The following is a 26,432-nucleotide window of genomic DNA, read 5'->3' on the forward strand; positions in this document are numbered from 1 at the left end:
GGATTACTAATTATGCGCGTGGCTGACTTTAGCTTTGACTTACCTGATGAATTAATAGCTCGTTTTCCTAAAGCGGACAGAACTAGCAGCCGTTTACTTACTTTAGATGGCCCAAGCGGAACTCTAGAACATAAAGTGTTTAGCGACATACTTGATTTAGTAAACGAAGGCGATTTGTTAGTCTTTAACAATACACGCGTTATTCCAGCACGTATGTTTGGTCAAAAAGCCTCTGGCGGCAAAGTTGAAGTGCTTGTAGAGCGGGTGCTAGATGAACATCGCGTACTTGCGCACGTACGGGCAAGTAAGTCGCTTAAGGTTGGTAACGAAGTTATTTTAGAGGGCAAAGCCAAGGCAATAATGGTTGCACGCCACGATACATTATTTGAGCTTGAGTTTGATCATAGCCAAAACGTGCTAGATATACTTAATGATATTGGCCATATGCCATTGCCTCCTTATATTGACCGACCTGATACCGAAGCTGATCGCGAGCGTTACCAAACTGTTTATGGAGAAAAGCCAGGTGCAGTTGCTGCGCCAACAGCGGGCTTACATTTTGACGATAAGTTAATGACGGCACTAAAAGATAAAGGTGTAAACATGGCTTTTGTTACTTTGCACGTTGGCGCCGGTACTTTTCAGCCAGTACGAGTGGATAGTGTTGATGAGCATGTAATGCATTCCGAGTACATTGAAGTACCCGATGATGTAGTTGCTGCCGTTGCACAAACCAAAGCAAGTGGCGGGCGCGTAATTGCGGTTGGCACAACATCAGTACGCTCATTAGAGTCGGCAGCTAAAGTTCACGGCGGCAAATTAGATACGTATTTTGGTGATACCGATATATTTATTTTTCCGGGTTACCAATTTAATGTTGTTGATGCCATGGTCACTAATTTTCACTTACCAGAATCAACGCTTATAATGTTAGTCAGCGCTTTTAGCGGACAAGACAATATTATGGGTGCATACAATACGGCAATTGAACAAAAGTACCGATTTTTTAGTTACGGTGATGCGATGTTTTTAACACGTAAGTAACCATTTATTATTTAATACTCATTAAAAAACACTAAAAACCCCAGCAACGAAGCTGGGGTTTTTGTTTAGCATAATAAGCAAAACTGAATTCATCGCAGTTAATAGTATTAATGAGGCAAAAAGGGTAGAATCGAGCGGTTAAATTATAGCTTGTTGGACTGTTTTTCTGACATTGAGGATGATATGAAATTTGAATTAGATTGTACTGACGGAAAAGCGCGCCGCGGCCGCTTAATTTTTGACCGTGGTGTAATAGAAACACCTGCATTTATGCCAGTTGGTACTTACGGTACTGTAAAAGGTATGACGCCAGATGAAGTAAAAGCGACTGGTGCGCAAATATGTTTAGGTAATACCTTTCATTTAATGCTTCGCCCAGGTACTGAAATCATTAAACAACATGGTGATTTACACGACTTTATGAATTGGGATTTCCCAATTTTAACTGACTCAGGTGGTTTTCAAGTATTTAGCTTAGGCGCAATGCGTAAAATCACTGAAGAAGGCGTGTTATTTCAATCTCCAGTTAATGGTGATGAGATTATGATGTCGCCTGAAAAGTCGATGGAAGTACAGCGCGACTTAGGCTCAGACATCGTTATGATTTTTGACGAGTGTACGCCATATCCAGCAACTGAAAAAGAAGCTAAAGATTCTATGGAGTTATCTCTTCGTTGGGCTAAGCGCTCAAAAGAAGGGCATGGCGACAATCCATCTGCTTTGTTTGGTATTATTCAAGGTGGTATGTACCCAGAATTACGTGCACAATCGCAAGCAGGCTTAGAAGAAATTGGCTTTGATGGCTATGCATTAGGTGGTCTATCAGTAGGCGAGCCTAAAAACGAAATGATGAATATTCTTGATCATTGTGCGTTTAAAATGCCAGAAGACAAACCACGCTACCTTATGGGTGTAGGCAAGCCAGAGGATTTAGTTGAGTCTGTTCGCCGTGGTATTGATATGTTTGACTGTGTTATGCCAACACGTAATGCGCGTAACGGCCATTTATTCATTACCACGGGTGTCGTTAAAATACGTAACGCAGTACATAAAACAGACACAGGGCCACTTGACCCTGAGTGTGATTGCCATACGTGTGGAAACTATTCACGAGCTTATTTGCATCACCTTGATAAATGTAACGAAATTTTAGGTGCGCGACTAAACACAATTCATAACTTACGTTACTATCAACGTGTTATGGAAGGTTTACGTAATGCAATTAGCGAAGGTAAATTAGAAGAATTTGTACAAGATTTTTATGCTCGCCGAGGCCAAGACGTGCCAGAGCTAGTAGATATAAAAAATTAAACTTTAAAATTAAAGAGGAAGTATCATGAGTTTATTTATTTCAAATGCACACGCAGCAGCTGGTCAACCTGCAGCAAGCGGTGGTTGGGAAATGCTAATAATGTTAGCTATTTTCGGTTTGGTTTTTTACTTTTTAATCTACCGCCCGCAAGCTAAGCGCGTTAAAGAGCACAAAAGCTTAATGAGTATGATGGCTAAAGGCGATGAAGTACTTACCCAAGGCGGTTTAGTGGGTAAAATTGTGAAGATTTCTGAAGAGAAAGATTTCATCGTTATCTCTTTAAACGAGCAAGCAGAAGTAACAGTACAAAAATCTGCAGTATCTGCAGTATTGCCAAAAGGCACAATGAAGTCGCTATAAAAATAATAAGGACGACCCCGTGTTAAACAAGTTTCCAGTTTGGAAGTATTTACTTGTTTTAGCTGTGGTAGCCATTGGCCTTTTATATGCCTCTCCAAACTTGTATGGTCGTGATCCGGCTATACAAGTTTCAGGTGCTAAAGGCGCTGATGTCGATCTCAGTGTTGTAGACAAAGTAAACGCAATCCTTGAAAAAAATAATGTAACCGCTAAATCGACAATACTTGAAGATGGGCAAATTTTAGTTCGTTTAAAAAATGTTGAAGAACAGCTTAAAGCGCATGATTTACTGCGTGATTCGCTGAGCGACGATTACATTTCTGCTATTAATATGGCACCTGCTCAACCAGCTTGGTTAAAAGCGGTTGGTGGTAACCCTATGAAGCTAGGTCTTGATTTAAGTGGTGGCGTACATTTCACCATGGAAATCGACATGGCAACAGCGGTTGATAACCAGCTTGAGCAAATGGAACAAGATTTTCGTAGCGACCTGCGCGAAGAAAAACTACGTTACCGTAGTGTTCGCCGCGTAGCAGGCTCCGATCGTATGCGTGTAGAAATGCGTACTGAAGAAGACAAAAATGCAGCAGAGAGCTTCTTAGAAACTCGCTACCCGCTAAATGTCTACATTGATGACAGCAGTAACGATAAAGCATTTTTTGCGACAATGAGTGAGCAAAAACTCAAAGAAATTCGTGACTACGCTATCAAGCAAAATGAAACGATTATTCGTAACCGTATCAACCAAATTGGTGTTGCAGAACCTAACGTACAACGCCAAGGCGCTGAGCGTATTATTGTTCAACTACCTGGTATTCAAGACACAGCACGCGCTAAAGAAATTTTAGGCGCGACAGCAACACTTGAATTTCGTGAAGTAGACGAAAATGCTGATATTAGCGCAGCTGCTCAAGGTCGTATCCCTGCGGGTACTGAAATGATCATGAGCCGCGACGGTTACCCTGTTGTACTTAAAAAGCGTATTATTCTAGAAGGCAGCCATATAACTGGCGCGCAATCTGGCGCTGATGAATACCAACGTCCGCAAGTGAGTATTACGCTAGATAGCAAAGGTGGGGCAAAAATGAATGCCTTTACCAAACGTGCAATTGGTAAGCGTATGGCAACGGTATTTATTGAGTACAAGCCATCAGGTAAAAAAGATGCAGACGGTAAAGCGCTTCCGCCTATTAAGGTTGAAGAAGTTATTAACGTAGCAACAATTCAAGCACGTCTTGATCGCTCGTTCCGTATTACAGGTATCGATAACCCAGCTGAGGCACATAACTTAAGTTTGCTACTTCGTGCAGGTGCGCTTGTAGCACCAATTCAAATTGTTGAAGAGCGCACTGTAGGTCCAAGTTTAGGTCAAGAAAATATTGAAGCGGGTATGACTGCGGTTGCACTTGGTTTTGCGTTTGTACTTGTGTTTATGCTTGTGTACTACAAAGGCTTTGGTATGGTTGCAAACCTTGCGCTTGCGGCTAACTTAGTACTGATTGTTGGTGTTATGTCCTTAATTCCAGGCGCGACACTTACGCTACCTGGTATTGCAGGTATTGTATTAACCGTAGGTATGGCAGTTGATGCTAACGTACTTATTTTTGAACGTATTCGTGAAGAGCTGGCCGATGGCCGCAGCCCTCAACAAGCGATTCATTTCGGTTACGATAGCGCATTTAGCACTATATTTGATGCTAACATCACCACGTTAATCGCTGCCATTATACTGTTTGCAGTAGGCACAGGTCCGATTGCGGGCTTTGCAGTGACACTTGCGATTGGTATTTTAACTTCAATGTTTACAGCCATTGTTGGTACCCGTGCGGTAATCAACTTATTTGTTGGTGGTAAACGTATTGATAAACTTTCGATTTAAGGAGCTGACATGCAAATTTTAAGTTTGGGTAGTAGAACCCTTCGTTTCATGTCTCTTCGTAAAGTGGCTATGGGTTTTTCGACGTTATTAATTTTAGCGTCGTTTGCATCAGTTTTTGTTAAAGGTCTAAATTTTGGTTTAGATTTTACCGGCGGTACTGCGGTAGAAGTTGGTTTTTCACAGCCAGCAGACCTTAAAAAAGTACGTGCTGCGCTAGCTGATAATGGTTTTGCTGATGCATCAGTACAACTATTTGGTTCAAGCCAAGAGATTTTAGTTCGTTTAGCACCGCGCGGTAGTGATGTTAAAGCTGAAGTAATTGGTAACCAAGTAATCGATGCGCTTAAAAAAGCTGATGACAGCGTAGTAATGCGCCGTATTGAGTTTGTGGGCCCAAGTGTAGGTGAAGACTTAAAAGAGCAGGGTGGCCTTGCCATGTTAACTGCACTTATTTGTATCTTAATCTACGTTGCATTTCGTTTTGAATGGCGCTTTGCTGTGGGTGCGGTAGGTGCACTACTACACGATGTTATTATTACTGTGGGTTTATTTTCGATATTAGGTTTAGAGTTTGATTTAACTATATTAGCGGCAATTCTTGCGGTAATAGGTTATTCACTTAACGATACGATTGTTGTATCTGACCGTATTCGTGAAAACTTCCGTAAAGTACGCATTGACGATACAGTAGAAATTATTGATATTTCACTTACGCAAACACTTAACCGTACACTTGTAACTTCAATCACCACTATTTTAGTATTAATTGCTTTGTTTGCATGGGGCGGACAAACCATTCATGGCTTTGCAACTGCATTGCTGTTTGGTGTGTTTATTGGTACTTATTCTTCGATTTATGTTGCAAGCTCTGTTGCTATAGCAATGGGCGTAAGCAAAGAAGACTTAATACCAGAAGTAATTGAAAAAGAAGGTGCAGACCTAGACGCAATGCCGTAGTAGAGTCTCATTAAATAAAAACCGCTCCTATGAGCGGTTTTTTTATACCTGCAATTTATTAATTATTCAGGCGTCTAAGTTTTCATTAGCGGATGTAACAGTGCAAGCTTACGAAAACAGTGCTAACTTTGTAGTGTGAATCGGTAGGACCTTTTTGCAATAATATATAAATCGCCATAGGTTAAGTCACCGGCCACTGAGGCTAAAATAAGCCAAGTGTTATCGCTCTAGTTATCTATTTATTTATGTGCTCAAGGGATGCTTTAGAAGTGTTTAGCCTTTCAGCCAATAATAGGTAATTTAAATAAAGCAGGTAATTATTATGTTACCAATAAAAGTTTCTATCAGTGTATTTAGTTTGTTCGTAAGTTTTGCACTCGTGGCGCAAGAGCAAATAATTAATGTTGCTCAAAAGCAAGATACCCAAAACGCACGAGAGGAGTACCTCAATGAGTTATTAGTACGTGCACTTGAAAGTGTTAACTACTCCGGTGTTATCCGAATGACCCCCATATCAGAACTGCAAAAGCGTAAGCTAATAAACCTAGATGATAACGAATTAGACATGTATTGGAGTATGAGTAGTCCAGAGCGAGAGGCGCTTGCTTTGGCAATAAAAATACCACTATTTAAAGGCTATATAGGTAAGCGAGCTTTATTAACTAATAAGCAAAACTTGGCGCGCTTTAAAAAGGTAAAAAATATTGAGCAGCTAGCTACGTTTTCGGCTGTACAAGGGCACAACTGGCCAGATACAAGAATAATGTCCTATAACGGATTACATGTAAGGCCGCTTACTAACTACCAAGCCATGTTCACTTTAACGAGCCGTGGTCGAATAGATTACTTTCCTCGTTCGTTTATTGAGGTTAACTCTGAGCTTATTGAAAACAAACAAAGTAATTTAGTAATCGTGCCTAATTTATACATAAGTTATCCAACCGGTATTTATTACTTTGTGACTAAGAGTAAACCTGAATTAGCAAAGGCTGTTGAAGAGGGATTAATAATGATGCAGGAAAGCGGTGAGTTTGACGCATTATTTAATGAATACTTCGCAAAGGATTTAAATACACTACCTTATACAAAAGGCAAAACGATAGAGATTAAGCTCGATAACCCTTATTTTTAGGCACAAAAAAAGGAGCCTGAGCTCCTTTTTAGCATGCTATTAATAGCATCAAATTAGCGAAGTAACGACTCAGTTAGTACTGGACGAATTTCACGAATAATTGCTTGAGTCAATTTTGGTGAACCACAGATAATATTGCCGCTGTGGTTATAGTTATTACCACCAGCGAAATCTACAACCATACCGCCCGCTTCTTTAACCATAAGTTCGCCTGCAGCAGAGTTCCAAGGTTTTAAACCAATTTCAAAAAATCCATCAACACGGCCAGCTGCAACGTATGCCATATCTAAAGCAGAACAACCAGCGCGGCGAATGTCTGCAGTGTGTACAAATAATGCTTTAAACGCTTCAGTGTATGCATCCATGTGGTTTTTGTTTTTGAAAGGGAAACCAGTAGCAAGTACAGTGCCTGCAAGAACCGTAGTTTTGCTAACACGTAGACGTTTGCTGTTTAACTGAGTGCCTTGACCGCGAGATGCAGTGAAAAGCTCACCACGAATTGGATCATAAATAACAGCTTGGTCTAAACGACCTTTAACTTTAAGTGCGATAGAAACCGCGTAATGAGGGATACCTTTGATGAAGTTAGTTGTTCCATCGATAGGATCTACAATCCATTGGTAATCATCATCCTTGCCTTTATGCTCACCTAATTCTTCACCAACAATAGAGTGAGTAGGGTAAGACTGTAAAATAGTGTCACGAATTACGGCTTCGGCTTCTTTATCAATGTTAGTTACTAAGTCGTTAGCGCCTTTTTGTTGCACTTCAACTTTTGATAAATCTTCACTTGCGCGAAGTAAAATTTTGCCTGCGTTGCGCGCAGCGCGAACCGCAATGTTTAACATTGGATGCATGGTATTACCTTTGGGTTGTAAAAGAACGTTTATATATTTCAGCCGGCGTATTTTAGCGACTTTTGACATAAAGTAAACAATAAACCCTAAATACTTATGTTTGTTTTTTATACAAGATTGAAAAGTGTCTATATTTTTAAAAAATAATAATGAGCAACTAATAAGTCATTATGTTCCTTTGTGTGTTAATTAAATTTAATTAATTTTAAATAACGCTTTACCTAAAGTTAGCTTGAGGTTTTATCGTAATCCTAACTTAATTGATAGGACAACATTATGTATTTAGAGCACGTAAACTTAGTCGCGAGTGATATAGATAGCATGCTTAAATTTTATCGCGCTGTATTTCCACATTGGTCGATTAGAAGTGAGGGCAGAGGCGATTGGCATGGAAAACCAAGACGCTGGGTACACTTTGGAGATGACACGCATTACATTGCGATAAGCAGCCATGGTGAGGGTGAAAACAGAAACTTATCGGGCCATCAAATTGGTTTTGCACACTTTGCTTATGTAACTAATAATTTAAGCGCAGTAGTAATGCGCTTAAATAAAGTGGGTTTTACAGTAAGCAAGCAAGGTAGCGAGAATCCTTTCAGAAAGAATGTCTACTTTATTGATCCCGCCGGGTTTGAGGTGGAATTTGTAGAGTATTTAAGTGATGTACCAAGCGAGCGAAATAACGATTTATAATAAAATACTCAGCAGCACGCTAAAGTGCTGCTACTCAATTATAGTGAGCGGTTATTATTACCCGTGCCAAACTGGGTTTTTAGCTCATTTGCAAAGCTCATAAATTTTTCTTTAATTGTGCGCTTTATTTTTACTTCAACCGATCCCATAACTGCCTTTCCTTCAATATGAATAGTAGGACCTTGGCGTTTGTTAAGCGACACAGATTTATTTTCAAGACTACTTAAAATACAAAACATTTTAGACACTACATTTACATGCTCTGGTACGTAAATCTCATCGCTACCAAAAATACAGTTAACGTGAATAGTTACATTTTGATGCGCAAAAATGGCATCAGTAAAATCAAGTACCACCGATCCCATAAAGTTACTTAAATATATATTTTTTGGCACGACCCACTGACCGCTTCGTTCGTTAGAGCCTAAAATACTGCGTAATGTAAAATCATCATCACTGTTTTGCTGTGCACTATAATGTGGTTTAAATTGCGATTGTTTTTCTGCTTTATATTGCTGATCGGTATTAAGTGTTAAGTCTTCTACTAAGGCTAAAAGAGCGTCGTTATTAGGTGCATCCATCGCGTTATCGAGTCGTCTTTCAAATGCATCAACAGAAATAACCCCATGACTGTAATTATAAATTAATTGGTCAATCACTTGTTCGCGTACTTGCTCTATTGGGCGGTCTTCAACTTTTACAGACATGGGGCATTCCTTATTATATTTACTATTGATACTGCTCTTGATGTTTATATGCAAAGCACGCACCAAATATAATCACCTTAATTATCAGTAGGTTAATTTATAATGATGTTTTTTATTTTGTTATATTAACGATAGATTAACCAAAAATGCAATTATCTAGCTATTTTCACTATTTGAGAAAGTTTTACCGAGTAGCCTGTAAATAGTTACACAACTATAGATAATGCCTCACTCCAAAATAAACTCAACCTATTGAAATTTAAGTATAAATAAAGTTGGCCCAAAGCTCGCATTAGTTAAAGTGTCTTTAATCAAAAGGAGAAAGATTATGAAAACATTTAACAAGTCTATTATCGCAGCTCTAGTTCTTGGTACTACGGCTATGGGTGCCCAAGCAAACAGCTGGGAAAACGAAAGTAAAGATGCTTGGATTGATGGTAAGGCAGAAACAGTTCTACTTATGAACACTAATCTAAACAACTTTGACATTAACACTGATGTAAAAAATGGCAAAGTAGTACTTACTGGTAAAGTTAATAGCGAGCTTGATAAAGAGCTAGCAGAAGAACTTGTACTTAGCCTAGATGGTGTATCTGATGTTGATAACAGCCTTACTGTTGTTAAAAGCATGGATACCAAAGATAAAAGCAATGACATGATGGACGATGATGATAACGACCTAACGGACGCTAAAATCACCACTGTAATCACAACTCGCTTCCTGTTTGACTCAGAAGTAGGTGGTACAGACATTGATGTTGATACCGACAACGGTATTGTAACTCTGAACGGTTCAGTAGAGTCTGAAGCTGAAAAACAACTAGCAGTTAAAATTGCTAAAAATGCTGAAGATGTTCGTGACGTAGTTGATAAACTAGCTATTGTTGCTGAATAATACAGTATAGTTAAGGCCCACTAACACTGGGCTTTACGCCTTTTTAATGCTTAATTTAAATGGAGTTTAGTCATGGATATTATTCGTATAATACTTTCGGTTTTATTACCGCCATTAGGTGTGTTTTTGCAAGTTGGCTTAGGTATGCATTTTTGGTTAAATATTTTATTAACACTGCTAGGTTATTTCCCAGGTTTAATACATGCAATCTACATTATTGCGAAAAAATAATGACAGATTATATATTGTGTAAGCCGACTACTGAGGCCTAATGATACAATTGCCACAGTACTGTTCGGCTCACAATATTAGTTTTTAAATTAAATATTTTTTATCAAAATCTAATTTTTAATTTACTCAAACTAAGTGATTATTTCTTGTAACTCACTCCCAAAATTCCCTCAGCCAAACCATTGCTTACTTCAATTAAGCTTTCTAACTAACTGCAGTGTTCTGATTCTGTATTGATGCCAGTTAGGAAATCTTTAACATTAGTTTGTTTATATATCTACAATACGCGATTAATTACTCTATTATTTAGTGACAATATTACCATCACTTCTAGTGTTATCATTAAACCAAGCTTTTACGCATATTGAGGTAGCTAATTGAATATTCGACTTATACTGTCAGGCGTTGTGTCATTCGTTTTTTATTTTAGCTGGGCCTACTGGGCGAACAGTTCGGCAGATATTGCTAAATCGGTCACGCTTCAAGCTGCATTAGTACAAGGTTTGTATAGTGGATTTGTAACGCTGTTTTTTGCTTTTATTTTAGAAAAGGTCGTCAACAAGTATAAGTCTAGTTATGTAACGCTTGCGTTTGTAACTCCAGTTATTTGTATGTTTCATTCTAAAACACCACAAAACGTAGCAATACGACAAAGCTTCAATAATGCAATTAACTCTAGCGCCTCGTATTTAGGTAACAAAAAATAGCAGGTGTACTTTTTGCGCCTATTATTCCGATTACTGTTCAATCGAGCTTAGTGATTATGGTGAATGTAATCAATCAGACACCTAATTTGGCACTTACAGTAGCCCCAAGCATATTTTTTACAGCCATGTATGCCTACACATATATGTTAGCTTTACTTAAAAAGTAGAGCGTTAAATACAAAAGACTACATGTGGGAGGAAGGTTTTTATAATTTAATGCAGAGAATATCATGGGGAATATCTTGTATTTTATGCTTATACCCACCTAAAAGATTACTATTTAAGCAGTTAGCTTACTGATTGTTAAAATAAAGGTGTTTGGTAGTGACAAGCACCTAAAAAGTTTTTATACTGCAACCCGCTTTAGTCGCTCTGTGACTGAACGCTTCAAAAATTAACTGCCTGGCAGTTATATAAAAGTTGGCCCCTTAGCTCAGTTGGTTAGAGCACACGACTCATAATCGTTAGGTCCCCAGTTCGAGTCTGGGAGGGGCCACCACTTTTGCAAACTTTCCAAAAAATACCTACTCAAATTATTTAAAGCTACATGAACTTAATATCGTGTAATTTATTATTCTTTATTTACCTCTAATAATAAATATAATTTAAATAAAGTTAATCCATAGATTAAGCTAAGCTTTCTTAAATTTGAAAGAGTGCGAATGCACTATTAAATTCCAGCGTTAGATCGGACGCTATTCATGCTCTGTCTTGTAAATAATAATGAGCTGCATCTGATTTCAGAATACAAAAAAAGCCCCTATTGGGGCTTTTTACTTGCTAGTGTTTACTTCTATTGCTCAAAACTACAAGAGTTAACTAATTTTTACGGTATATCTCATGCTCAATATCGTAAATATTTACGCTTAAACTGTCTGATGCTCTGCAGTATGTTTTTAAGCATGAAAGTAATAGTTCGCTTAACATTTGTTTTTGCTCAATTGAGCGTCCCGCTAAAATATGTACCGCGATATGTATAAACCCTGATTTTCCTGCGCCAAGTTGATATTGCTGATAAGCAATGGCGCGTGTTTTGATGGTTTCTAATTCAAATAAGTTACTTTCGAAAGCGGTAGTATGAATTTTTTCTACCAGTACTTGTGGTAAAACAGGGAGGTCTTCTGAGTGTTCAATAATAATGTGCGGCATTTAGGCGTTTCCTATTATGAGTTACTGCATGAGCGAGAGTTAATTGTATCAAATACAACAGGGTTCGCTAAACCCTGAGCTATCTAAAATCTTTACTTTAAACTAATTTAGTCGTATTTATTTTTGATGTTAGTATAAAAACAAACAGGTGAACCTTCGCTTAGTAACGTAGGTGTTAAGTTACTTATATATTAATTAAGGATAAGTATGAAATTACCACAAAAATTTAGACGTTTAGCTTTACTTACAGGTGCAGTTGTTACATTAAGTGCTTGCTCTGACGATGTTGCATCGGTAAGTCTGGGATTATTTACAACTAAAGATGTTGTGGTTAATTCGCAGCAAGATCCAATCCTTAAAGGTGTTACTTGTCATATTAGTCATATAGAGGCTAATTTGGACTTTTCTGATCCGTCTGATATGTCTATAGCGTGTCGTCAAACCGGGCCTATTACAGCGCAGCAGCTACAAAAAATAGACCGCAGTAAGTCAGGTGAAGTGATATTTAAATCATCTAAAAGTATATTATTTAAATCACTAAAAGTGCGCCGTATTTACGATGCTGAGAATCGTACTTTATTGTACTTATCGTATTCAACTAAAGAATCCAGTGGTAGCCACCACCATGCACTATCAACAGTGCCGCTATACAATACTCAAGCGTGGGATTGGGCGCTTACACAAAAAAACTAAACTAGCACTAAAACTTATAAGAGCACCTTATGTTAGCTTTATTTAAATCGGCACCTTTATTGGAAGATCAAGAGCAGCAATGGCTTATTGATACATTTATTTGGGCTGTAGAAAACTTTGATGCTGAATTTTTTACAAAGCACACTCAAATAATACTGCCAACGGCCACTTTTTTCCCTGATTCGGTATCGAGCATTGAGGAAATGGCGAGTAATGTTTTTACCCGCGTTACTAATTACGCGGGTATGAATGCATGGCCTATTCAATTAGTCGCACCTCAGCAGTTACAACCGCAAGTTTTTCCGCACTTTGAATTTAGTGATGGAATACGTGGCGAAGGCAGCCATCTAATTGTGCCGCCAAGCCATAAGGTCAGTATCTCTTTTAATCCTAATCAGATTAATCAGCCACAAGATTTAGTGGCAAGTTATGCGGGTACTCTGGCCACCATACTTATTCATCACGTTGGGGTGCTACCGCCAGGAGGTAGGGAGTATTTACCACAAGCTGCCGATGCACTTGCCTGTTTTTTAGGATTTGGTGTGATGATGAGCAACACGGTGTATCAGTTTAAAGGCGGTTGTGGCTCTTGTTATAATCCATACGCTAACCGTGAAGCTAAGTTAAGTGAAACACATACGGTATTTATGCATGCCCTGATTAGCTACTTTAAAAACGATAAAGTGTCTAAAAAGCATTTAAAGCCGCATTTACGTGGTCAGTTTAAAAAAGCGCAAAAAGAAATTAAAGCATTGGTAAATAACTCGGCTAACCCGCTGTTATTAGCTTATTCGCCAAACTAGCAAGGATCTGCGTGGAATACTTAGATGAATTTTTACTGATTGTTATTGCTCATTTTTTTGCAGTAGCAAGCCCAGGGCCCGACTTTGCCGTAGTACTTAAGCAAAGTGTGCAACAAGGAAGGCGCAATGCATTGTGGACAAGCGCCGGTGTTGGCGCTGCTATTTTACTGCACGTTGCCTATTGCGTTTTAGGTGTTGCGCTTATTTTAACGCAATCGCCTAGTTTATTTATGGCGCTTAAGTATCTTGCCGGTGCATATTTAGCTTATTTAGGCGTACAAGCACTCAGAGCTGCAAAACCTCCAGCAAGTAATGAAGGCGAGGCTGCAAAAGATGTTGAAAACAAAACCGTCCAAGAAGAATCCGTTTGGCTTGCTTTTAGGCGCGGCTTTTTCACAAATGCATTAAACCCAAAAGCCACGTTATTTTTTATGTCGTTATTTACACTCGTGATTAGCCCAACAACACCGACTAGCGTACAGGTCGGTTACGGTGTGTACATGGCATTGGCTACTTGGGCGTGGTTTTCAATGCTTTCAATAATACTTTCTAGAAATAATGTAAGGGGTTTTTTCCAACAACGCGGTTATTGGTTTGACCGTGGAATTGGCGTTATTTTAATTGCCCTTGCAGTACGTGTTGTTATTTAACTTATTTAAAAAGTACAGGAGATAAAATGCCGTTATATAATTTTTCGTTTGGCTCTAATATGTCATCTAATCGTTTGTTAGCGCGCTTACCTAATGTAAAGCGTGTAGGAACAGCGGTACTTAAAGGTTACGAGCTAACTTTTGATATGCTATTTAAAGATGGCTCTGGCAAATGCAGTATTTGCCCAAGCGATAAAGAAGGCGCGCTGGTTTACGGCGTTATTTATGAGCTTAATGAAGATGAAAAAGTTATTTTAGATGGTATTGAGGGCATAGGTTACGACTGCGTAGATATAGCCCCAACGCTTTTAACGGGTGAGACTGTAACTGCACATTGTTATATAGCTAATACCCATGACAGCGATGTACTCCCATACGATTGGTACATAAAACACGTTCATCGCGGATCACTTGAAGCGGGCGTACCAAAAGAATACAGTGATGCGATATTAAATCGCGCACAAAAAAGCGATACCAATCAAGAGCGCGCAGCAATTGAATTTGCAGTTCATCAAAAATAATAAAATAGGATTGATATGAAATTAACCAAACTTGCCGCAATTGCACTACTAGCAGGCACTTCGTTTAGTAGCTGGGCACAAGTTGATACCAACAAAATTGATGACGTTATTAAAGCGTCAATGGCGCGTTTTGACGTACCCGGTATGGCAGTCGCCATTGTTGAAAACGATAAAGTAATATTTGCTAAAGGCTTTGGTGTAACTAACCTCGATACCAACAAAAAAGTAAACAAAGACACCTTGTTTGGTATTGCTTCAAACACGAAAGCGTTTACAACAGCAGCGCTTGCCAAGTTGGTTGATGAGGGGAAGTTAAGCTGGGATGACCGCGTAATTGATCATTTACCAGAGTTTAGATTATACGACTCATACGTAACACGCGAAATGCGTATTCGTGATTTATTAAGTCACCGCAGTGGGCTAGGGCTTGGGCAGGGCGATTTAATGATTTGGCCAAGTACCGATAAGTCAGTTGATGAAATTTTAGCGGGATTACAGTATTTAAAACCAGCGAGCAGTTTTCGTAGTAAGTATGCTTATAACAACTTGATGTTTGTTACCGCTGGTGAGGTGGTTGCACGTGTGTCGGGTATCAGCTGGAACGATTACATCGAAAAAAATATATTACAGCCGCTGCACATGGATAACTCACGCGCGGGATTTTCACGTATTCCAAAAAGTAATAAAAATTGGGCGACAGGTCATATTCCTATGGATGGCACGCTTCATCCATTTTTTGTGAATTACTTAGAAGATTTTAGAGGCGCAGGTGCCATTGCTTCAAGTGTAAGCGACATGAGCCAATGGCTTCGTACGCAATTAGCGGGCGGTAAAATGCCAAGTGGCGAGCAGCTGTTTAGCGAAAAGCAACAAGCGCAAATGTGGCACCCACATATTACGTCTATGGCGTCTAAAAGTGCGTTTGAATCGTATCATCAGCAGTTTAGGGGTTATGGGTTAGGTTGGAGTATTGAAGACTACCACGGCTTTAAAAAGCTAGGTCATGGCGGTGGTATTTTAGGGATGGTATCGCAAGTTACTTTATTGCCTGAGAAAAAACTTGGTATTGTTATTTTATCTAATCAACAAGCTTTTGGTGCGCTTTCGGCGGTAACCCATGAAGTACTTGAAGATGCGCTTGAGCTTGAAGATAAAGACTGGGTAGAGGATTTAGCTAAAAGTCATTTTGAAGGTAAGCAACACGCGTACGCTAATGCAAAACCAGAAGCACCCGCTGACTACCAACCACAATTACCAAATATTAACTATACCGGTACATTACATGATGATTGGTATGGCGATGTAATTATTGAACAGCTTGATAGTAAGTTACATATTGATTTTACGCATACCAAGCGCTTAAAAGGCACTCTTGAGCATTACACTGGTAATACATTTATAGTTAAGTGGGATGAAAAGCTGCTTGAAGCGGATGCGTTTATTCGTTTTGAAATGAGCTCACAAAACCGTGTAAACAGCGCTAAAATGCGTGCAGTATCAACACAAGTTACCGACTTTAGCTTTGATTTTAGAAACCTGCATTTAAAAGCAAAATAGCTAATAACATTAGTATTTAAAGTACCGATATTTAAAGTATCGATATACACCAAAGTCGCAAAGCCACCATTAGGTGGCTTTGTTATATTAAACACTCAATTTACTTTGGCTAGGAGCATTTTATGCGTACAGCAGTTATTTCACATCCTCATTGCCGTAAGCATAAAATGATAGACGACCATCCTGAGTGCCCAGAGCGCTTAGATGCAATTACCGACAGGTTATTAGCCAGCGGTGTAGATGTTGGCTTAACACACCTGCAGGCACCTAAGGCTGAGCGTGAACATTATTTACTTGCTCACGATGAAGCTTTAGTTAAGCACGTAGAAACTACACTCCCAACCGAAGGACTCGCTAATTTAGATGGCGATACGTGGTTGTGCCCCGATTCGTTTAAAGCGATTGAGCGGGCAGTAGGTGCCGGGTTGTTAGCTGTTGATGAAATACTTGCTGATAAACTCGATGCTGCTTTTTGCTCAGTACGCCCGCCAGGGCATCATGCTAATAAGGATTCATCATCTGGGTTTTGTGTGTTTAATAACTTAGCTATTGCCGTTAAGTACGCACAAAGCAAAGGGATTAAGCGGATTGCGATTGCTGACTTTGATGTACACCATGGGAATGGCACACAAGACATTTTTATTGATGACGAAAACGTACTGCTTTGTTCGTTATTTCAGTATCCGTTTTACCCAAATACAGCGGTTAAAAATAATAGTCATATAGTTAATTCACCTCTGCCAATTGCTAGTAATGGCGACGACCTAAAAGAAGTGTTTACTGGGCAATGGCTACCAAAATTAAAAGCGTTTAAGCCTGAATTACTTTTTATAAGCGCAGGGTTTGATGCACACCTAGAAGATGATATGGCGAGCTTAAAGTTTGTAGAGGATGACTACATTTGGCTTACCGAGCAACTATGTGGTGTTGCTAAAGAGGGCGGCTGCAAAGGTGTTATTTCGTACTTAGAAGGTGGCTATGCGCTATCAGCTTTAGGTCGCAGTGCTGTAGCGCATATAAAAGTGCTTACTGATATCTAAATAAAGAGAGTGTTTATAGCCCTAATAAATCAAACGCTTGCGCTGTGCTTAGGGTTTTGATTTTACCAAGGCAGCATTGTCCTTCATTTAATAAGTAAGCTGTAACAAGCTGTGCTAGTTGCTCGCCATTCAATTCAGGGCAAGCAGTGCCTTGTAAATTAAGGTAGTCACCTTGCTTATTAAGTACTCGCACATCGCTTAGTTCACTTTGCATAACGCTGTGTAAGCACTCTTGTTGCTCTTGTTGGTTATGGGCTATCTCAAGCTCATTATAAATAACCAATAACTGTGGGTAGCTGTTTAGCATAGCCCGTTAGCCTACGGTTACTTCATAAGACGTAAATTTACGAATATTAATAACGCCTTTTTCAAAAATTAAGTATTGGCCTTTAATACCTTGTAAAACACCACTTACAACAGGGTCTTTATCAAAGTTAAATGAGCTGATTTTTGTTGGGTATTCGGTTACTGGAAAGTTTAAATCAACCACATCTTCATCAAGTTGTTCTATTGCTGTTGCGCCAAATAATTCACTGAGCTCGTTTAGCTTTTCACTAATTTGTGGGATCAGCTCGGCTGCAGCTGCTTTTAAGTCAATCGCTTCGTTTTGACCTTTTAGCATATTGCGCCAATTAGTTTTATCGGCAATAAATTCAGCCAATGCAACTTCCACTAAACCTGATTGCAGGCGAGTTTGCACTTTAAAAATAGGTAATGCCTGAGTCGCGCCTTGATCAACCCAACGAGTCGGTATTTGTGTGTGGCGGGTAATACCTACTTTTAACCCAGAGGTGTTAGCGAGATATACATAGTGTGGGATCATGCAGTTTTCTTCGCCCCACTGTGGCTCTCGGCAAGTGCCTTGATCGTAGTGGCAGGTTTCTGGTTTCATAATACACATATCGCAACTAGCGAGCTTGCGCATGCATACAAAACAGTGACCTTGAGAATAGCTTTTTTTGGTTTTTTTACCGCAGTTAGAACATAAAATAGTGCCACTAAAGGTAAGCGTAAGCTCCTTACCTATAAATGCATTTAAGTCTACTAGGTGTTCACCTACAGGTAAGTGATATTGTACTGGTTCGGTTAAGCTCGATTTTAATTTACGCAGTGTGCCTTGCATCTTTACTTGGCCCCTAAAGATGTTAAAAAGAGGAGTCTAACATTTTTAAGCTATATTGGCTTTTTAAGAAGTGTAAATAGTCGGTGTAAGGCAGTGCTTTTGCGTATAAATAACCTTGGGCGTAGTCAGCGTTCATATCTTTGAGTAAGTGATGGATTTCTTGGGTTTCTACCCCCTCAATTGTTATTGATAAATTGAGGTTATGCGCCATATCAATGGCTGTTTGTACAATAACCTGGTGAGTAGGGTTATTAGGTAAATCAAAAACAAATGACTTATCTATTTTAAGTTCACTAAAGTGATAATTGACTAAGTAGCTAAGTGACGCATAGCCTGTCCCAAAGTCATCCAGTACTACTTTAATACCTAATGCGGTTAGCTCATCAACTAACTTTATAAGTGCATCCTGGCTATCTACGAAGGCCGATTCGGTTAGTTCAAATTTAAGTAACTGTGCCGGCACTTGGTATTTAATTAAAATATTTTCTACTTTTTCGGCTAAGTTATTTATAGTTAAGTTTTTAGCGCTTAAATTTACGCTAATTGTGTGCTCGTTATAGCCATTTTTTGTAAGCTTGACTATGTCTTTACAGGCTTGCTCTATTACCCACAGTGTTAGCTCGTTAATAATGCCTGTGTGCTCAGCAAGTATTATTAGTTCTTCAATTGATAAGTTGCTGTAAGTTGGGTCGGGCCAACGTAATAAAGCTTCAGCACCACTTACGTGGTTACTTAATAAGTTTATTTGAGGTTGGTAATAAAGTGCCAGTTGATTTGTTTTGATGGCTTGTTGCAGCTTAGCGGCTAGAGCAACGTCCATCATTAGATTATTACCGTTTGACGATGACCCAACTTGATTAACGCTACCTTTTGCTTTTTTAAGCGCTAAATAACCACGCTTTAACCAATATTCAAAGTCGTTACTCTTACCTGCACTACTAATACCTATACTGTAACTAAGCTGCAGGTTTAGCCCTTTAATTTCATATTGTTTTGGTAGGCTGCTAATTATTTTAGTCAGTAGTGCTTCTAGCATTTCTTGGTTTTGTGTTTTAGTAGAAATACAGGCAAATACGCCACTGCTTAAATCGGCTAAGCGTGGGCTGGTGTTTAAATCTGTTTCGAGGTTTGTAAATTCGCGTTCATGGCTGAGTTCTAATTCAAGCTCTTTGGCTACATGCTTTATAAGTGTGTAGCCCTGAGAAGAGGTAATAATTGTATTGAGCGAATTAAAGTGACGTATTTTTATTAAACATAAAGTTGTTGAGCGGTTTTGGCTTTGTAGCGCCATAAATGCTTGTTTTAGCTTGGAGCTATTAAGTAACTTTGTTTGTTGTGTGTGCGTGGCATGGTAAAGCGCACGTTCGCGCTGATACCTTACTCGGTCTGCTAACGCCATTGCCATTAAAATAACTTCGCACAAAATAGCCATTAAAAAGGCATGGCGGGAGGTAAAGCTATAAGCCAAAAAGCCAGTGAGCTCCATAGGCTGTATTACCGCACCAAATATCAGTGGTATCCACGAAAGTACATAAAACTTAGCCCACCTAAAGCCGCTACGTAGCTTGTTATAAATTAAAATAATACAAACAACGTATAAAAGTGCCATTACACAAAAAAACAACGGGGCTGCAATGTACTCAGGAATAAATAAACTAGCTATAGCCATTACTGACATAAACAAAAGCAGTTTTACGCTCATTTTGTATCGCCAGCAATTGTCCTTGTGATAGCGTAAAAACATAGTACAAAAGGCGAGAGTGAAAAATGATATTGCGTAGTTAAAAAATATGACTTTTTCGTGAATATATAACTGCCATTGCACTGGCCATAAATAAAATCCAAAACCAAGCACTGCACCCAATAAGGTTAACGCACTAATGATATAGCCAATATAAATTAAATAAACACGGTCTTTTATGCCAAAATAAAGCACCAAGTTATAAAGCGCAGCCATCAATAGCACGCCTACAAAAATACCCCAGATCCCAGTTTGAGAGCGCACTAAGTCAATAAACTCTTTATCACGATATAAGTTTACAGGTGTTTTACTTATGCCGACTGTGTCTATTTTCATTACTAGGCGCTGTGACGATTTTCTTTCTACTAAAAAACGAATATGCGGTACGCTGTATTCAAACAAAGAGAGGGCTTCTTCTTTATCGCCGAGTTTGTATGTTTCAATTAGTTTGTTGTTTTTATCGAGGCGATAAACCGTAAGGTGATCGACCATAGGGTTGTCAAAATGTGCCACAATATTTTGCTTGTTAAGGCTTTTATTTTCTAAATCAAGAAACAACCAATAGTTTTGCTGGCTAAAACTCCATGGAACATCTGAAAATGGTTGATGAGTAAGTAATTCAGGTTGGTTAATGATGGTATCGAATGTTTTAGTTTTGGTTTCGTCAATATAGTAGGCGTAATCGAGGTACATTGGAGCCGTTTTATCAATTGTATATCGTGTAGGCACGACAAGGTTCGATGCCAATGTACTGATTATAAAAAATATAAATATCAGTATGGCAACAGCAATTGCATGGTAACGTAAAGTTCTTAGTTCCAACGTTAATTTACTTTTAAAAAACCTTTTAATTAGTGTAGCACTAAAAAAGCGCAGATAAACTGCGCTTTTGTAGTTAAATTAACTGGTTATACCAATGAATAGGTATTACAGGCTATTGCTCACGTGCAATAGCACGGTAAGCTATATCAGTACGATATTCCATACCATCCCAGCTAATTTGTTTAACAAGCTCATAGGCGCGCTGCTGCGCTTCTGTAACAGTGTTACCAAGTGCTGTTGCGCATAATACGCGACCGCCTGCGGTTACAACGTCATTGCCACTTTGCTTAGTACCCGCATGAAACACTTTTTCACCCGCAGGGTAATCAACTTTTAGCCCCGAAATTGCATCACCTTTAGGGTAATCACCAGGGTAACCTTTAGCTGCAAGTACAACACCAACGGCTGCGCGTGGGTCAAACTTAATCGTTGTTTTATCAAGTTCTACACGGTTAGCAGCTTCAATCAATTCAACTAAGTCTGATTGTAAACGTAGCATCATTGGTTGAGTTTCAGGGTCGCCAAAGCGACAGTTGTACTCAATTACTTTAGGGGTACCTGTTTCGTCAATCATCAAACCTGCGTATAAAAATCCTGTGTACGGATGGCCTTCGCTTGCCATGCCTTCTACCGTAGGGTAGATCACTTCGTTCATAATACGCTGGTGGATTTCATCCGTAACAACTGGCGCAGGTGAGTATGCACCCATGCCACCCGTGTTAGGACCGGCATCGCCATTGTAAGCGCGTTTATGGTCTTGACTGGTAGCAAATGGTAATACGTTTTTGCCATCAACCATTACAATGAAAGACGCTTCTTCACCCTCTAAAAATTCTTCAATAACAACACGGCTTCCCGCATCGCCAAAAGCATTACCCGCAAGCATGTCGCGAATAGCATCTTCGGCATCGGCTTCCGTCATTGCTACAATTACGCCTTTACCCGCAGCCAAACCATCTGCTTTTACAACAATTGGCGCGCCTTTTTCTTTTAAATAAGCAAGGGCAGGGTCAATTTGTTCAAACGTTTGATAATCGCCTGATGGAATATTGTGGCGCGCTAAAAAATCTTTAGTAAACGATTTAGAGCCTTCAAGCTGGGCTGCGCCTGCCGTTGGGCCAAAAATAGCCATGTTATGTTCACGAAACTTATCAACAACACCCAGTACTAACGGTATTTCTGGACCTACAATAGTAAGCTCTACCTTGTTTTGCTGTGCAAAACTAAGTAAACCCTCTAAGTCGTCAACGTTTATTGCTACGTTTTCAAGTTTTGGTTCAAGTGCAGTACCTGCATTACCAGGGGCTACAAATACAGTATTTACTTTGGTGTTTTGAGCGGCTTTAAACGCAAGTGCGTGTTCGCGGCCGCCGCTGCCAATGACTAAAACATTCATGGCGAAAATTCCTATTTAAAGCGGTTTCTTAAATTTCAGCGTCATGCGGTCGCTTTCACCAATGGCTTTATATTTGTCAGCATCTTGTTCGCCGAGTCTTAAGCTTGGTGGTAGCGTCCATACACCTTTAGGGTGATCGGCTGTATCTTTTGGATTTGCATTTATTTCACTGCTTGCTACTAATTCAAACCCAGCTTGCTCAGCAAGGTCTACTACGTAGCTCTGCTTCATATAACCTGATGTTTTTTGATCTTCGTCAGCACGTTCTTCAGCTAAACGGTGTTCAACTAAACCTAATGTACCACCTGGTTTAAGGGCTTTATAAAAAGCTTGGAATGCACTTAATGCACCGCTTTTATCTTTGCCCATATACCAGTTATGTACATTACGGAAAGTTAAAACCATATCGGCACTGCCAGCTGGCGCAATATCTAAATGTGTTACAGGTGCAAACTCAGTAATTTTAACGCTACTAAAGCGCTCATCTTCAGCTACTTTTTGTTTAAAGCCCGCAAGAGAGCGTTGGTAGTAGCCAACTGATGAATCAGCAGGAAAGTGCGCGGCATAATAAGTGCCTTGCTCTTTTAGTGCTGGCGCTAAAATTTCACTATACCAACCACCGCCTGGCGCAATTTCAACAACTGTCATAGTGGGTTTAAAGCCAAAAAATGCAAGTGTTTGAGCTGGGTGACGATATTCGTCACGAACGCTGTTTTTAGCGCTACGTTCGCTTGATTGAAGTGCATGCTCAAGGCTCGATTCGTGGTTATGGCTAAGCGCCATAGTCGATGTCATCGTTAGTGTGGCTACAAGTAGCGATTTTAGCGCAAATTTCATTGTTTGTTCCTTCACATTATAATTTTAAATAGGTTATTGAATAATCAGAATACGTGAATTTATAGCAAACAAAAAGGGTTAAACCAACGTTTAACCCTTTGTGTGATTAGTGGCGGAAATGGCGCATACCAGTAAGTACCATTGCCATGCCAGCTTCATCAGCAGCTGCAATCACTTCTTCATCACGCATTGAGCCACCTGGCTGAATTACCGCAGTAATACCTGCGGCTGCTGCTGCGTCAATTCCATCACGGAATGGGAAGAACGCATCAGACGCCATAACTGAGCCTTTAACTTCAAGGTTTTCGTCTGCAGCTTTTATGCCTGCAATTTTAGCTGAGTATACGCGGCTCATTTGGCCTGCGCCTACACCAATGGTCATACCGTCACGGGCATAAACAATTGCGTTTGATTTAACAAACTTAGCTACTTTCCAACAAAATAGTAAATCTTTAAGTTCTTGCTCTGTAGGCTGGCGCTTAGAAACAACTTTTAAGTCGCCTTGCGTTACCATGCCTAAATCGCGGTCTTGAACTAAAATACCGCCGTTAACGCGTTTAATATCTTGGCCAGCTGCTTTACCTGTCCACTGCCCACATTCTAATAAACGAACGTTCTTTTTAGCTTCAACAATTTTTGCAGCGTCGCTCGAAATACTAGGTGCGATAATTACTTCAACAAACTGACGATCAACAATTGCTTGTGCAGTTGCTGCATCTAGCTCTCGGTTAAAGGCAATAATGCCACCAAATGCTGATGTAGGGTCTGTTTTAAAAGCGCGCTCGTATGCTTGTAGAATATTGTCCCCAATTGAAACACCACACGGGTTAGCATGTTTTACAATTACGCACGCAGGTACGTCAAATTCTTTAACACATTCAAGTGCTGCATCGGTATCTGCAATGTTGTTAAACGAAAGGGCCTTACCTTGCAATTGAGTTGCTGTTGCAACTGATGCTTCAGCAATGTCACTTTCAACATAAAAAGCAGCATCTTGATGTGAGTTTTCACCGTAACGCATATCTTGCTTTTTAGTGAACTGCATATTGATAGTACGTGGGAATTTAGTCTCTACAGCAGCTTCCTCGGTGTAATCAGGAACCATTTTACCGAAGTAGTTAGCAATCATGCCATCGTATGCGGCAGTGTGCTCGTAAGCTGCAATCGCTAAGTCAAAACGTGTTTTATATGTAGTAGAGCCATTATTGTTTTGCATTTCACTAATAACACGGTCGTAGTCACTCGCGTTTACCACGATTGTTACGTCTTTGTGGTTTTTAGCGGCTGCACGAACCATTGTAGGGCCGCCAATATCAATATTTTCAATAGCATCTTCAAGGCTGCAGTTTTCTTGAGCGACTGTATTCGCAAAGGGGTATAAGTTAACTACAACTATGTCGATAGCAGAAATGTTGTTATCTGCCATTACGCTTTCATCTTGTCCGCGACGGGCTAATATGCCGCCGTGAATTTTTGGGTGAAGAGTTTTTACGCGACCATCCATGATTTCAGGGTGGCCTGTGTGATCTGATACTTCAGTCACTTTTATGCCGTTATCAGCAAGTAGTTTACATGTGCCGCCAGTTGATAATATATCAACGCCTTGCGCTTCTAGTGCGCGGGCAAATTCAACAATACCGGTTTTATCAGACACACTTAATAGTGCGCGACGAATGGGACGATGAGTATCCATTGTAGTTTGATTTCCTCAGTTAATGAGCTAGCTTAGAAGCGGGCATTTTAACTGATTACAACTCAAAAAACGACTTATAAAGCGCCGATGAGGGTGAGCATTTTGCAACTCGGCTATTAAACTACGGGCATAAAAAAAGCACCCTAGGGTGCTTTTTTAATAATTAGCTGTGATAAATCACAGCCAGCATATTAGTTCATGCCGTATTTTTTAAGCTTTTTACGTAAAGTACCACGGTTGATACCTAGTAAAATTGCTGCACGAGTTTGGTTACCACGTGTATATGTCATTACTTCTTCAAGTAATGGCGCTTCTAGCTCTGAAAGAACAAGGTCGTAAACGTCTTGCACATCTTGACCGTTAAGCTGCTTTAAATAGTGGTGAACAGCTTTTTTTACTGCATCACGCAATGGCTGCGGTTTCTCGTGTGACTGAACATGAGGGTTAGTGATAAATGGAGAAGTCACGTTTTGTTCGAACATTATTAAGTCTCTTTCTTTCTTAGTTAGCTGCTAGTGTTTTAAAGTATTGCTCTAATGCGACGACTTGTACTTGTGGGTTGTCGAGCGCATTAAATACTCGCCTAAACTGACCATCACTGTCATGGGTTTGCAAATACCAAGATACATGTTTGCGAGCAATTCGCGCTCCCATTGGCTCACCGTAAAACAGATGGAGGTTTGTTAAATGCTCCATTAAAATACTGCGCACCTCTGCAATAGCAGGCGGCTGTAAGTGTTCCCCAGTTCGCAAATAGTGGTCTATCTCCCTAAATATCCAAGGGCGACCTTGGGCGGCTCGGCCAATCATAATGGCATCTGCACCCGTATAGTCTAAAACCTGTTTTGCTTTTTCTGGTGATGTAATATCACCATTGGCAACAACAGGAATCGACACTGAACGTTTTATATCCCTAATCGTGGCGTACTCAGCATCACCTTTGTACATACATGCGCGCGTACGCCCATGTACAGCAAGTGATGCAATGCCATAACGTTCAGCTATTCTCGCAATCTCTACACCATTACGGTTATCCGGATCCCATCCTGTACGGATTTTAAGTGTCACAGGTATATCAACAGCATTAACGACTGCATCAATAATCTCTTCCACAAGTTCAGGAAACTGTAATAAGGCAGAGCCTGCGAGTTTCTTGTTCACTTTTTTTGCTGGGCACCCCATATTGATATCTATGATCTGTGCACCGTTAGCAACATTGAATTGTGCGGCCTGCGCCATAAGCTCAGGATCTGCTCCTGCAATTTGCACAGCGCGTATACCCGACTCACCGCTGTGATCCATACGGTTCATCGACTTTTCCGTTTTCCAAACCTTAGGATTAGACGATAGCATTTCAGAAACAGCTAGCCCTGCGCCTAAACGACGGCAAAGTTGTCTAAATGGTCTGTCTGTAATGCCAGCCATTGGCGCGACAATTACATTATTCTCAAGTTGGTATTTACCGATACGCACTATATTCAATAGGCCTCTTTTCAAGGGGCGCTAAGTTTACGGTTTTTTTCACAAAAATCAAAGGCTATAAATTGAACAAAAGTAACTTTTTTTTGCCCTTTTCGTATTGACATTTGATAACCACATGACAAGTAGGTTGATTTGTTTGAAATTTATACAA

26 protein-coding genes, 1 tRNA gene and 1 pseudogene are annotated in these 26,432 nt (G+C 39.8%); 17 read left to right on the plus strand and 11 right to left on the minus strand.

Going from position 1 to position 26,432, the window contains the following annotated elements:
• The first annotated feature begins 12 nt into the window (after window positions 1-12).
• The 6 genes from queA (at window position 13) to GQR45_RS03210 (ending at window position 6,684) form a co-directional block, all read left to right on the plus strand.
• Complete coding sequence (gene queA / locus GQR45_RS03185; RefSeq protein WP_010554380.1) at window positions 13-1,044, plus strand: tRNA preQ1(34) S-adenosylmethionine ribosyltransferase-isomerase QueA; 1,032 nt, start codon at window positions 13-15, stop codon at window positions 1,042-1,044.
• 183 nt (window positions 1,045-1,227) lie between these two features.
• Window positions 1,228-2,355, plus strand: coding sequence for a tRNA guanosine(34) transglycosylase Tgt (tgt, locus tag GQR45_RS03190; RefSeq protein WP_007586471.1), 1,128 nt, complete (start codon window positions 1,228-1,230; stop codon window positions 2,353-2,355).
• A gap of 25 nt (window positions 2,356-2,380) precedes the next feature.
• Window positions 2,381-2,716 (plus strand): preprotein translocase subunit YajC, encoded by a 336-nt coding sequence (gene yajC, locus GQR45_RS03195; RefSeq protein ID WP_007586472.1) that lies wholly within the window; start codon window positions 2,381-2,383, stop codon window positions 2,714-2,716.
• A 19-nt stretch (window positions 2,717-2,735) separates the two neighbouring features.
• Window positions 2,736-4,595 (plus strand): protein translocase subunit SecD, encoded by a 1,860-nt coding sequence (gene secD, locus GQR45_RS03200; protein ID WP_007586473.1) that lies wholly within the window; start codon window positions 2,736-2,738, stop codon window positions 4,593-4,595.
• A 9-nt stretch (window positions 4,596-4,604) separates the two neighbouring features.
• The gene (gene secF, locus GQR45_RS03205; RefSeq protein WP_007586474.1) at window positions 4,605-5,552 is read left to right on the plus strand and encodes a protein translocase subunit SecF; all 948 of its coding nucleotides are present in this window, start codon (window positions 4,605-4,607) and stop codon (window positions 5,550-5,552) included.
• 322 nt (window positions 5,553-5,874) lie between these two features.
• On the plus strand, window positions 5,875-6,684 hold the full coding sequence (locus tag GQR45_RS03210; RefSeq protein ID WP_165725121.1) for a transporter substrate-binding domain-containing protein: 810 nt from the start codon (window positions 5,875-5,877) through the stop codon (window positions 6,682-6,684).
• Between the two features lie 53 nt (window positions 6,685-6,737).
• On the opposite strand, the gene suhB is transcribed toward GQR45_RS03210, so the two are convergent.
• Window positions 6,738-7,541: an inositol-1-monophosphatase gene (suhB, locus tag GQR45_RS03215; protein WP_002957826.1), complete on the minus strand. Its 804-nt coding sequence runs from the start codon at window positions 7,539-7,541 to the stop codon at window positions 6,738-6,740.
• A gap of 276 nt (window positions 7,542-7,817) precedes the next feature.
• Between suhB and GQR45_RS03220 the strand changes: the two genes are divergently transcribed.
• Window positions 7,818-8,234 (plus strand): VOC family protein, encoded by a 417-nt coding sequence (locus GQR45_RS03220; RefSeq protein ID WP_165725122.1) that lies wholly within the window; start codon window positions 7,818-7,820, stop codon window positions 8,232-8,234.
• A 38-nt stretch (window positions 8,235-8,272) separates the two neighbouring features.
• Here the strand turns inward: GQR45_RS03220 and GQR45_RS03225 are convergent, their stop codons facing one another.
• Window positions 8,273-8,941: a LiaF domain-containing protein gene (locus GQR45_RS03225; RefSeq protein WP_165725123.1), complete on the minus strand. Its 669-nt coding sequence runs from the start codon at window positions 8,939-8,941 to the stop codon at window positions 8,273-8,275.
• A gap of 328 nt (window positions 8,942-9,269) precedes the next feature.
• Here GQR45_RS03225 and GQR45_RS03230 point away from each other — a divergent pair, with 328 nt between their 5' ends.
• The 4 genes and pseudogenes from GQR45_RS03230 (at window position 9,270) to GQR45_RS03245 (ending at window position 11,273) form a co-directional block, all read left to right on the plus strand.
• Window positions 9,270-9,836 carry a BON domain-containing protein gene (locus tag GQR45_RS03230; protein WP_007586486.1) on the plus strand — a complete coding sequence of 189 codons (567 nt, stop codon included), beginning with the start codon at window positions 9,270-9,272 and terminating at the stop codon, window positions 9,834-9,836.
• A 72-nt stretch (window positions 9,837-9,908) separates the two neighbouring features.
• Window positions 9,909-10,067, plus strand: coding sequence for a YqaE/Pmp3 family membrane protein (locus GQR45_RS03235; protein ID WP_002957822.1), 159 nt, complete (start codon window positions 9,909-9,911; stop codon window positions 10,065-10,067).
• A 377-nt stretch (window positions 10,068-10,444) separates the two neighbouring features.
• Window positions 10,445-10,941, plus strand: a pseudogene (locus tag GQR45_RS03240) (hypothetical protein).
• Between the two features lie 255 nt (window positions 10,942-11,196).
• Window positions 11,197-11,273: transfer RNA gene (locus tag GQR45_RS03245), tRNA-Ile, on the plus strand.
• Window positions 11,274-11,593: 320 nt separating this feature from the next.
• On the opposite strand, the gene GQR45_RS03250 is transcribed toward GQR45_RS03245, so the two are convergent.
• Window positions 11,594-11,923 (minus strand): 5-carboxymethyl-2-hydroxymuconate Delta-isomerase, encoded by a 330-nt coding sequence (locus GQR45_RS03250; RefSeq protein WP_002957818.1) that lies wholly within the window; start codon window positions 11,921-11,923, stop codon window positions 11,594-11,596.
• A gap of 207 nt (window positions 11,924-12,130) precedes the next feature.
• On the opposite strand from GQR45_RS03250, the gene GQR45_RS03255 reads away from it, so the two are divergent.
• The 6 genes from GQR45_RS03255 (at window position 12,131) to GQR45_RS03280 (ending at window position 17,187) form a co-directional block, all read left to right on the plus strand.
• Entirely contained in the window at window positions 12,131-12,616 is a 486-nt protein-coding gene (locus tag GQR45_RS03255; protein WP_165725124.1) for a CreA family protein, read from the plus strand.
• 29 nt (window positions 12,617-12,645) lie between these two features.
• Window positions 12,646-13,419 (plus strand): hypothetical protein, encoded by a 774-nt coding sequence (locus tag GQR45_RS03260; protein ID WP_165725125.1) that lies wholly within the window; start codon window positions 12,646-12,648, stop codon window positions 13,417-13,419.
• Window positions 13,420-13,430: 11 nt separating this feature from the next.
• Window positions 13,431-14,069, plus strand: coding sequence for a LysE family transporter (locus GQR45_RS03265; RefSeq protein WP_007586498.1), 639 nt, complete (start codon window positions 13,431-13,433; stop codon window positions 14,067-14,069).
• A gap of 26 nt (window positions 14,070-14,095) precedes the next feature.
• Window positions 14,096-14,590: a gamma-glutamylcyclotransferase family protein gene (locus GQR45_RS03270; RefSeq protein WP_101217085.1), complete on the plus strand. Its 495-nt coding sequence runs from the start codon at window positions 14,096-14,098 to the stop codon at window positions 14,588-14,590.
• Between the two features lie 15 nt (window positions 14,591-14,605).
• A complete protein-coding gene (locus GQR45_RS03275; protein ID WP_007586502.1) occupies window positions 14,606-16,147 on the plus strand; it encodes a serine hydrolase in 1,542 nt (513 codons plus the stop codon).
• Window positions 16,148-16,269: 122 nt separating this feature from the next.
• The gene (locus GQR45_RS03280) at window positions 16,270-17,187 is read left to right on the plus strand and encodes a histone deacetylase family protein (RefSeq protein WP_010553374.1); all 918 of its coding nucleotides are present in this window, start codon (window positions 16,270-16,272) and stop codon (window positions 17,185-17,187) included.
• Window positions 17,188-17,200: 13 nt separating this feature from the next.
• On the opposite strand, the gene GQR45_RS03285 is transcribed toward GQR45_RS03280, so the two are convergent.
• The 8 genes from GQR45_RS03285 to dusB form a co-directional block, all read right to left on the minus strand.
• Complete coding sequence (locus tag GQR45_RS03285) at window positions 17,201-17,494, minus strand: hypothetical protein (protein WP_010553373.1); 294 nt, start codon at window positions 17,492-17,494, stop codon at window positions 17,201-17,203.
• A 6-nt stretch (window positions 17,495-17,500) separates the two neighbouring features.
• Window positions 17,501-18,310 (minus strand): DUF2797 domain-containing protein, encoded by an 810-nt coding sequence (locus GQR45_RS03290; RefSeq protein ID WP_010553372.1) that lies wholly within the window; start codon window positions 18,308-18,310, stop codon window positions 17,501-17,503.
• A gap of 22 nt (window positions 18,311-18,332) precedes the next feature.
• Window positions 18,333-20,873 carry an EAL domain-containing protein gene (locus tag GQR45_RS03295; protein ID WP_165725126.1) on the minus strand — a complete coding sequence of 847 codons (2,541 nt, stop codon included), beginning with the start codon at window positions 20,871-20,873 and terminating at the stop codon, window positions 18,333-18,335.
• A gap of 112 nt (window positions 20,874-20,985) precedes the next feature.
• The gene (gene purD / locus GQR45_RS03300) at window positions 20,986-22,269 is read right to left on the minus strand and encodes a phosphoribosylamine--glycine ligase (RefSeq protein WP_165725127.1); all 1,284 of its coding nucleotides are present in this window, start codon (window positions 22,267-22,269) and stop codon (window positions 20,986-20,988) included.
• 15 nt (window positions 22,270-22,284) lie between these two features.
• Entirely contained in the window at window positions 22,285-23,106 is an 822-nt protein-coding gene (locus tag GQR45_RS03305; protein WP_149593807.1) for a class I SAM-dependent methyltransferase, read from the minus strand.
• 106 nt (window positions 23,107-23,212) lie between these two features.
• On the minus strand, window positions 23,213-24,799 hold the full coding sequence (gene purH, locus GQR45_RS03310) for a bifunctional phosphoribosylaminoimidazolecarboxamide formyltransferase/IMP cyclohydrolase (RefSeq protein WP_007586526.1): 1,587 nt from the start codon (window positions 24,797-24,799) through the stop codon (window positions 23,213-23,215).
• 191 nt (window positions 24,800-24,990) lie between these two features.
• Window positions 24,991-25,281, minus strand: a complete 291-nt coding sequence (gene fis / locus GQR45_RS03315; RefSeq protein WP_002957804.1) for a DNA-binding transcriptional regulator Fis — start codon at window positions 25,279-25,281, stop codon at window positions 24,991-24,993.
• A 19-nt stretch (window positions 25,282-25,300) separates the two neighbouring features.
• On the minus strand, window positions 25,301-26,272 hold the full coding sequence (gene dusB / locus GQR45_RS03320; RefSeq protein ID WP_346774190.1) for a tRNA dihydrouridine synthase DusB: 972 nt from the start codon (window positions 26,270-26,272) through the stop codon (window positions 25,301-25,303).
• Window positions 26,273-26,432 lie beyond the last annotated feature (160 nt).

This window comes from Pseudoalteromonas sp. SA25 (assembly GCF_011378705.1).
In the GTDB taxonomy this organism is placed as follows: Bacteria; Pseudomonadota; Gammaproteobacteria; order Enterobacterales; family Alteromonadaceae; genus Pseudoalteromonas; species Pseudoalteromonas arctica.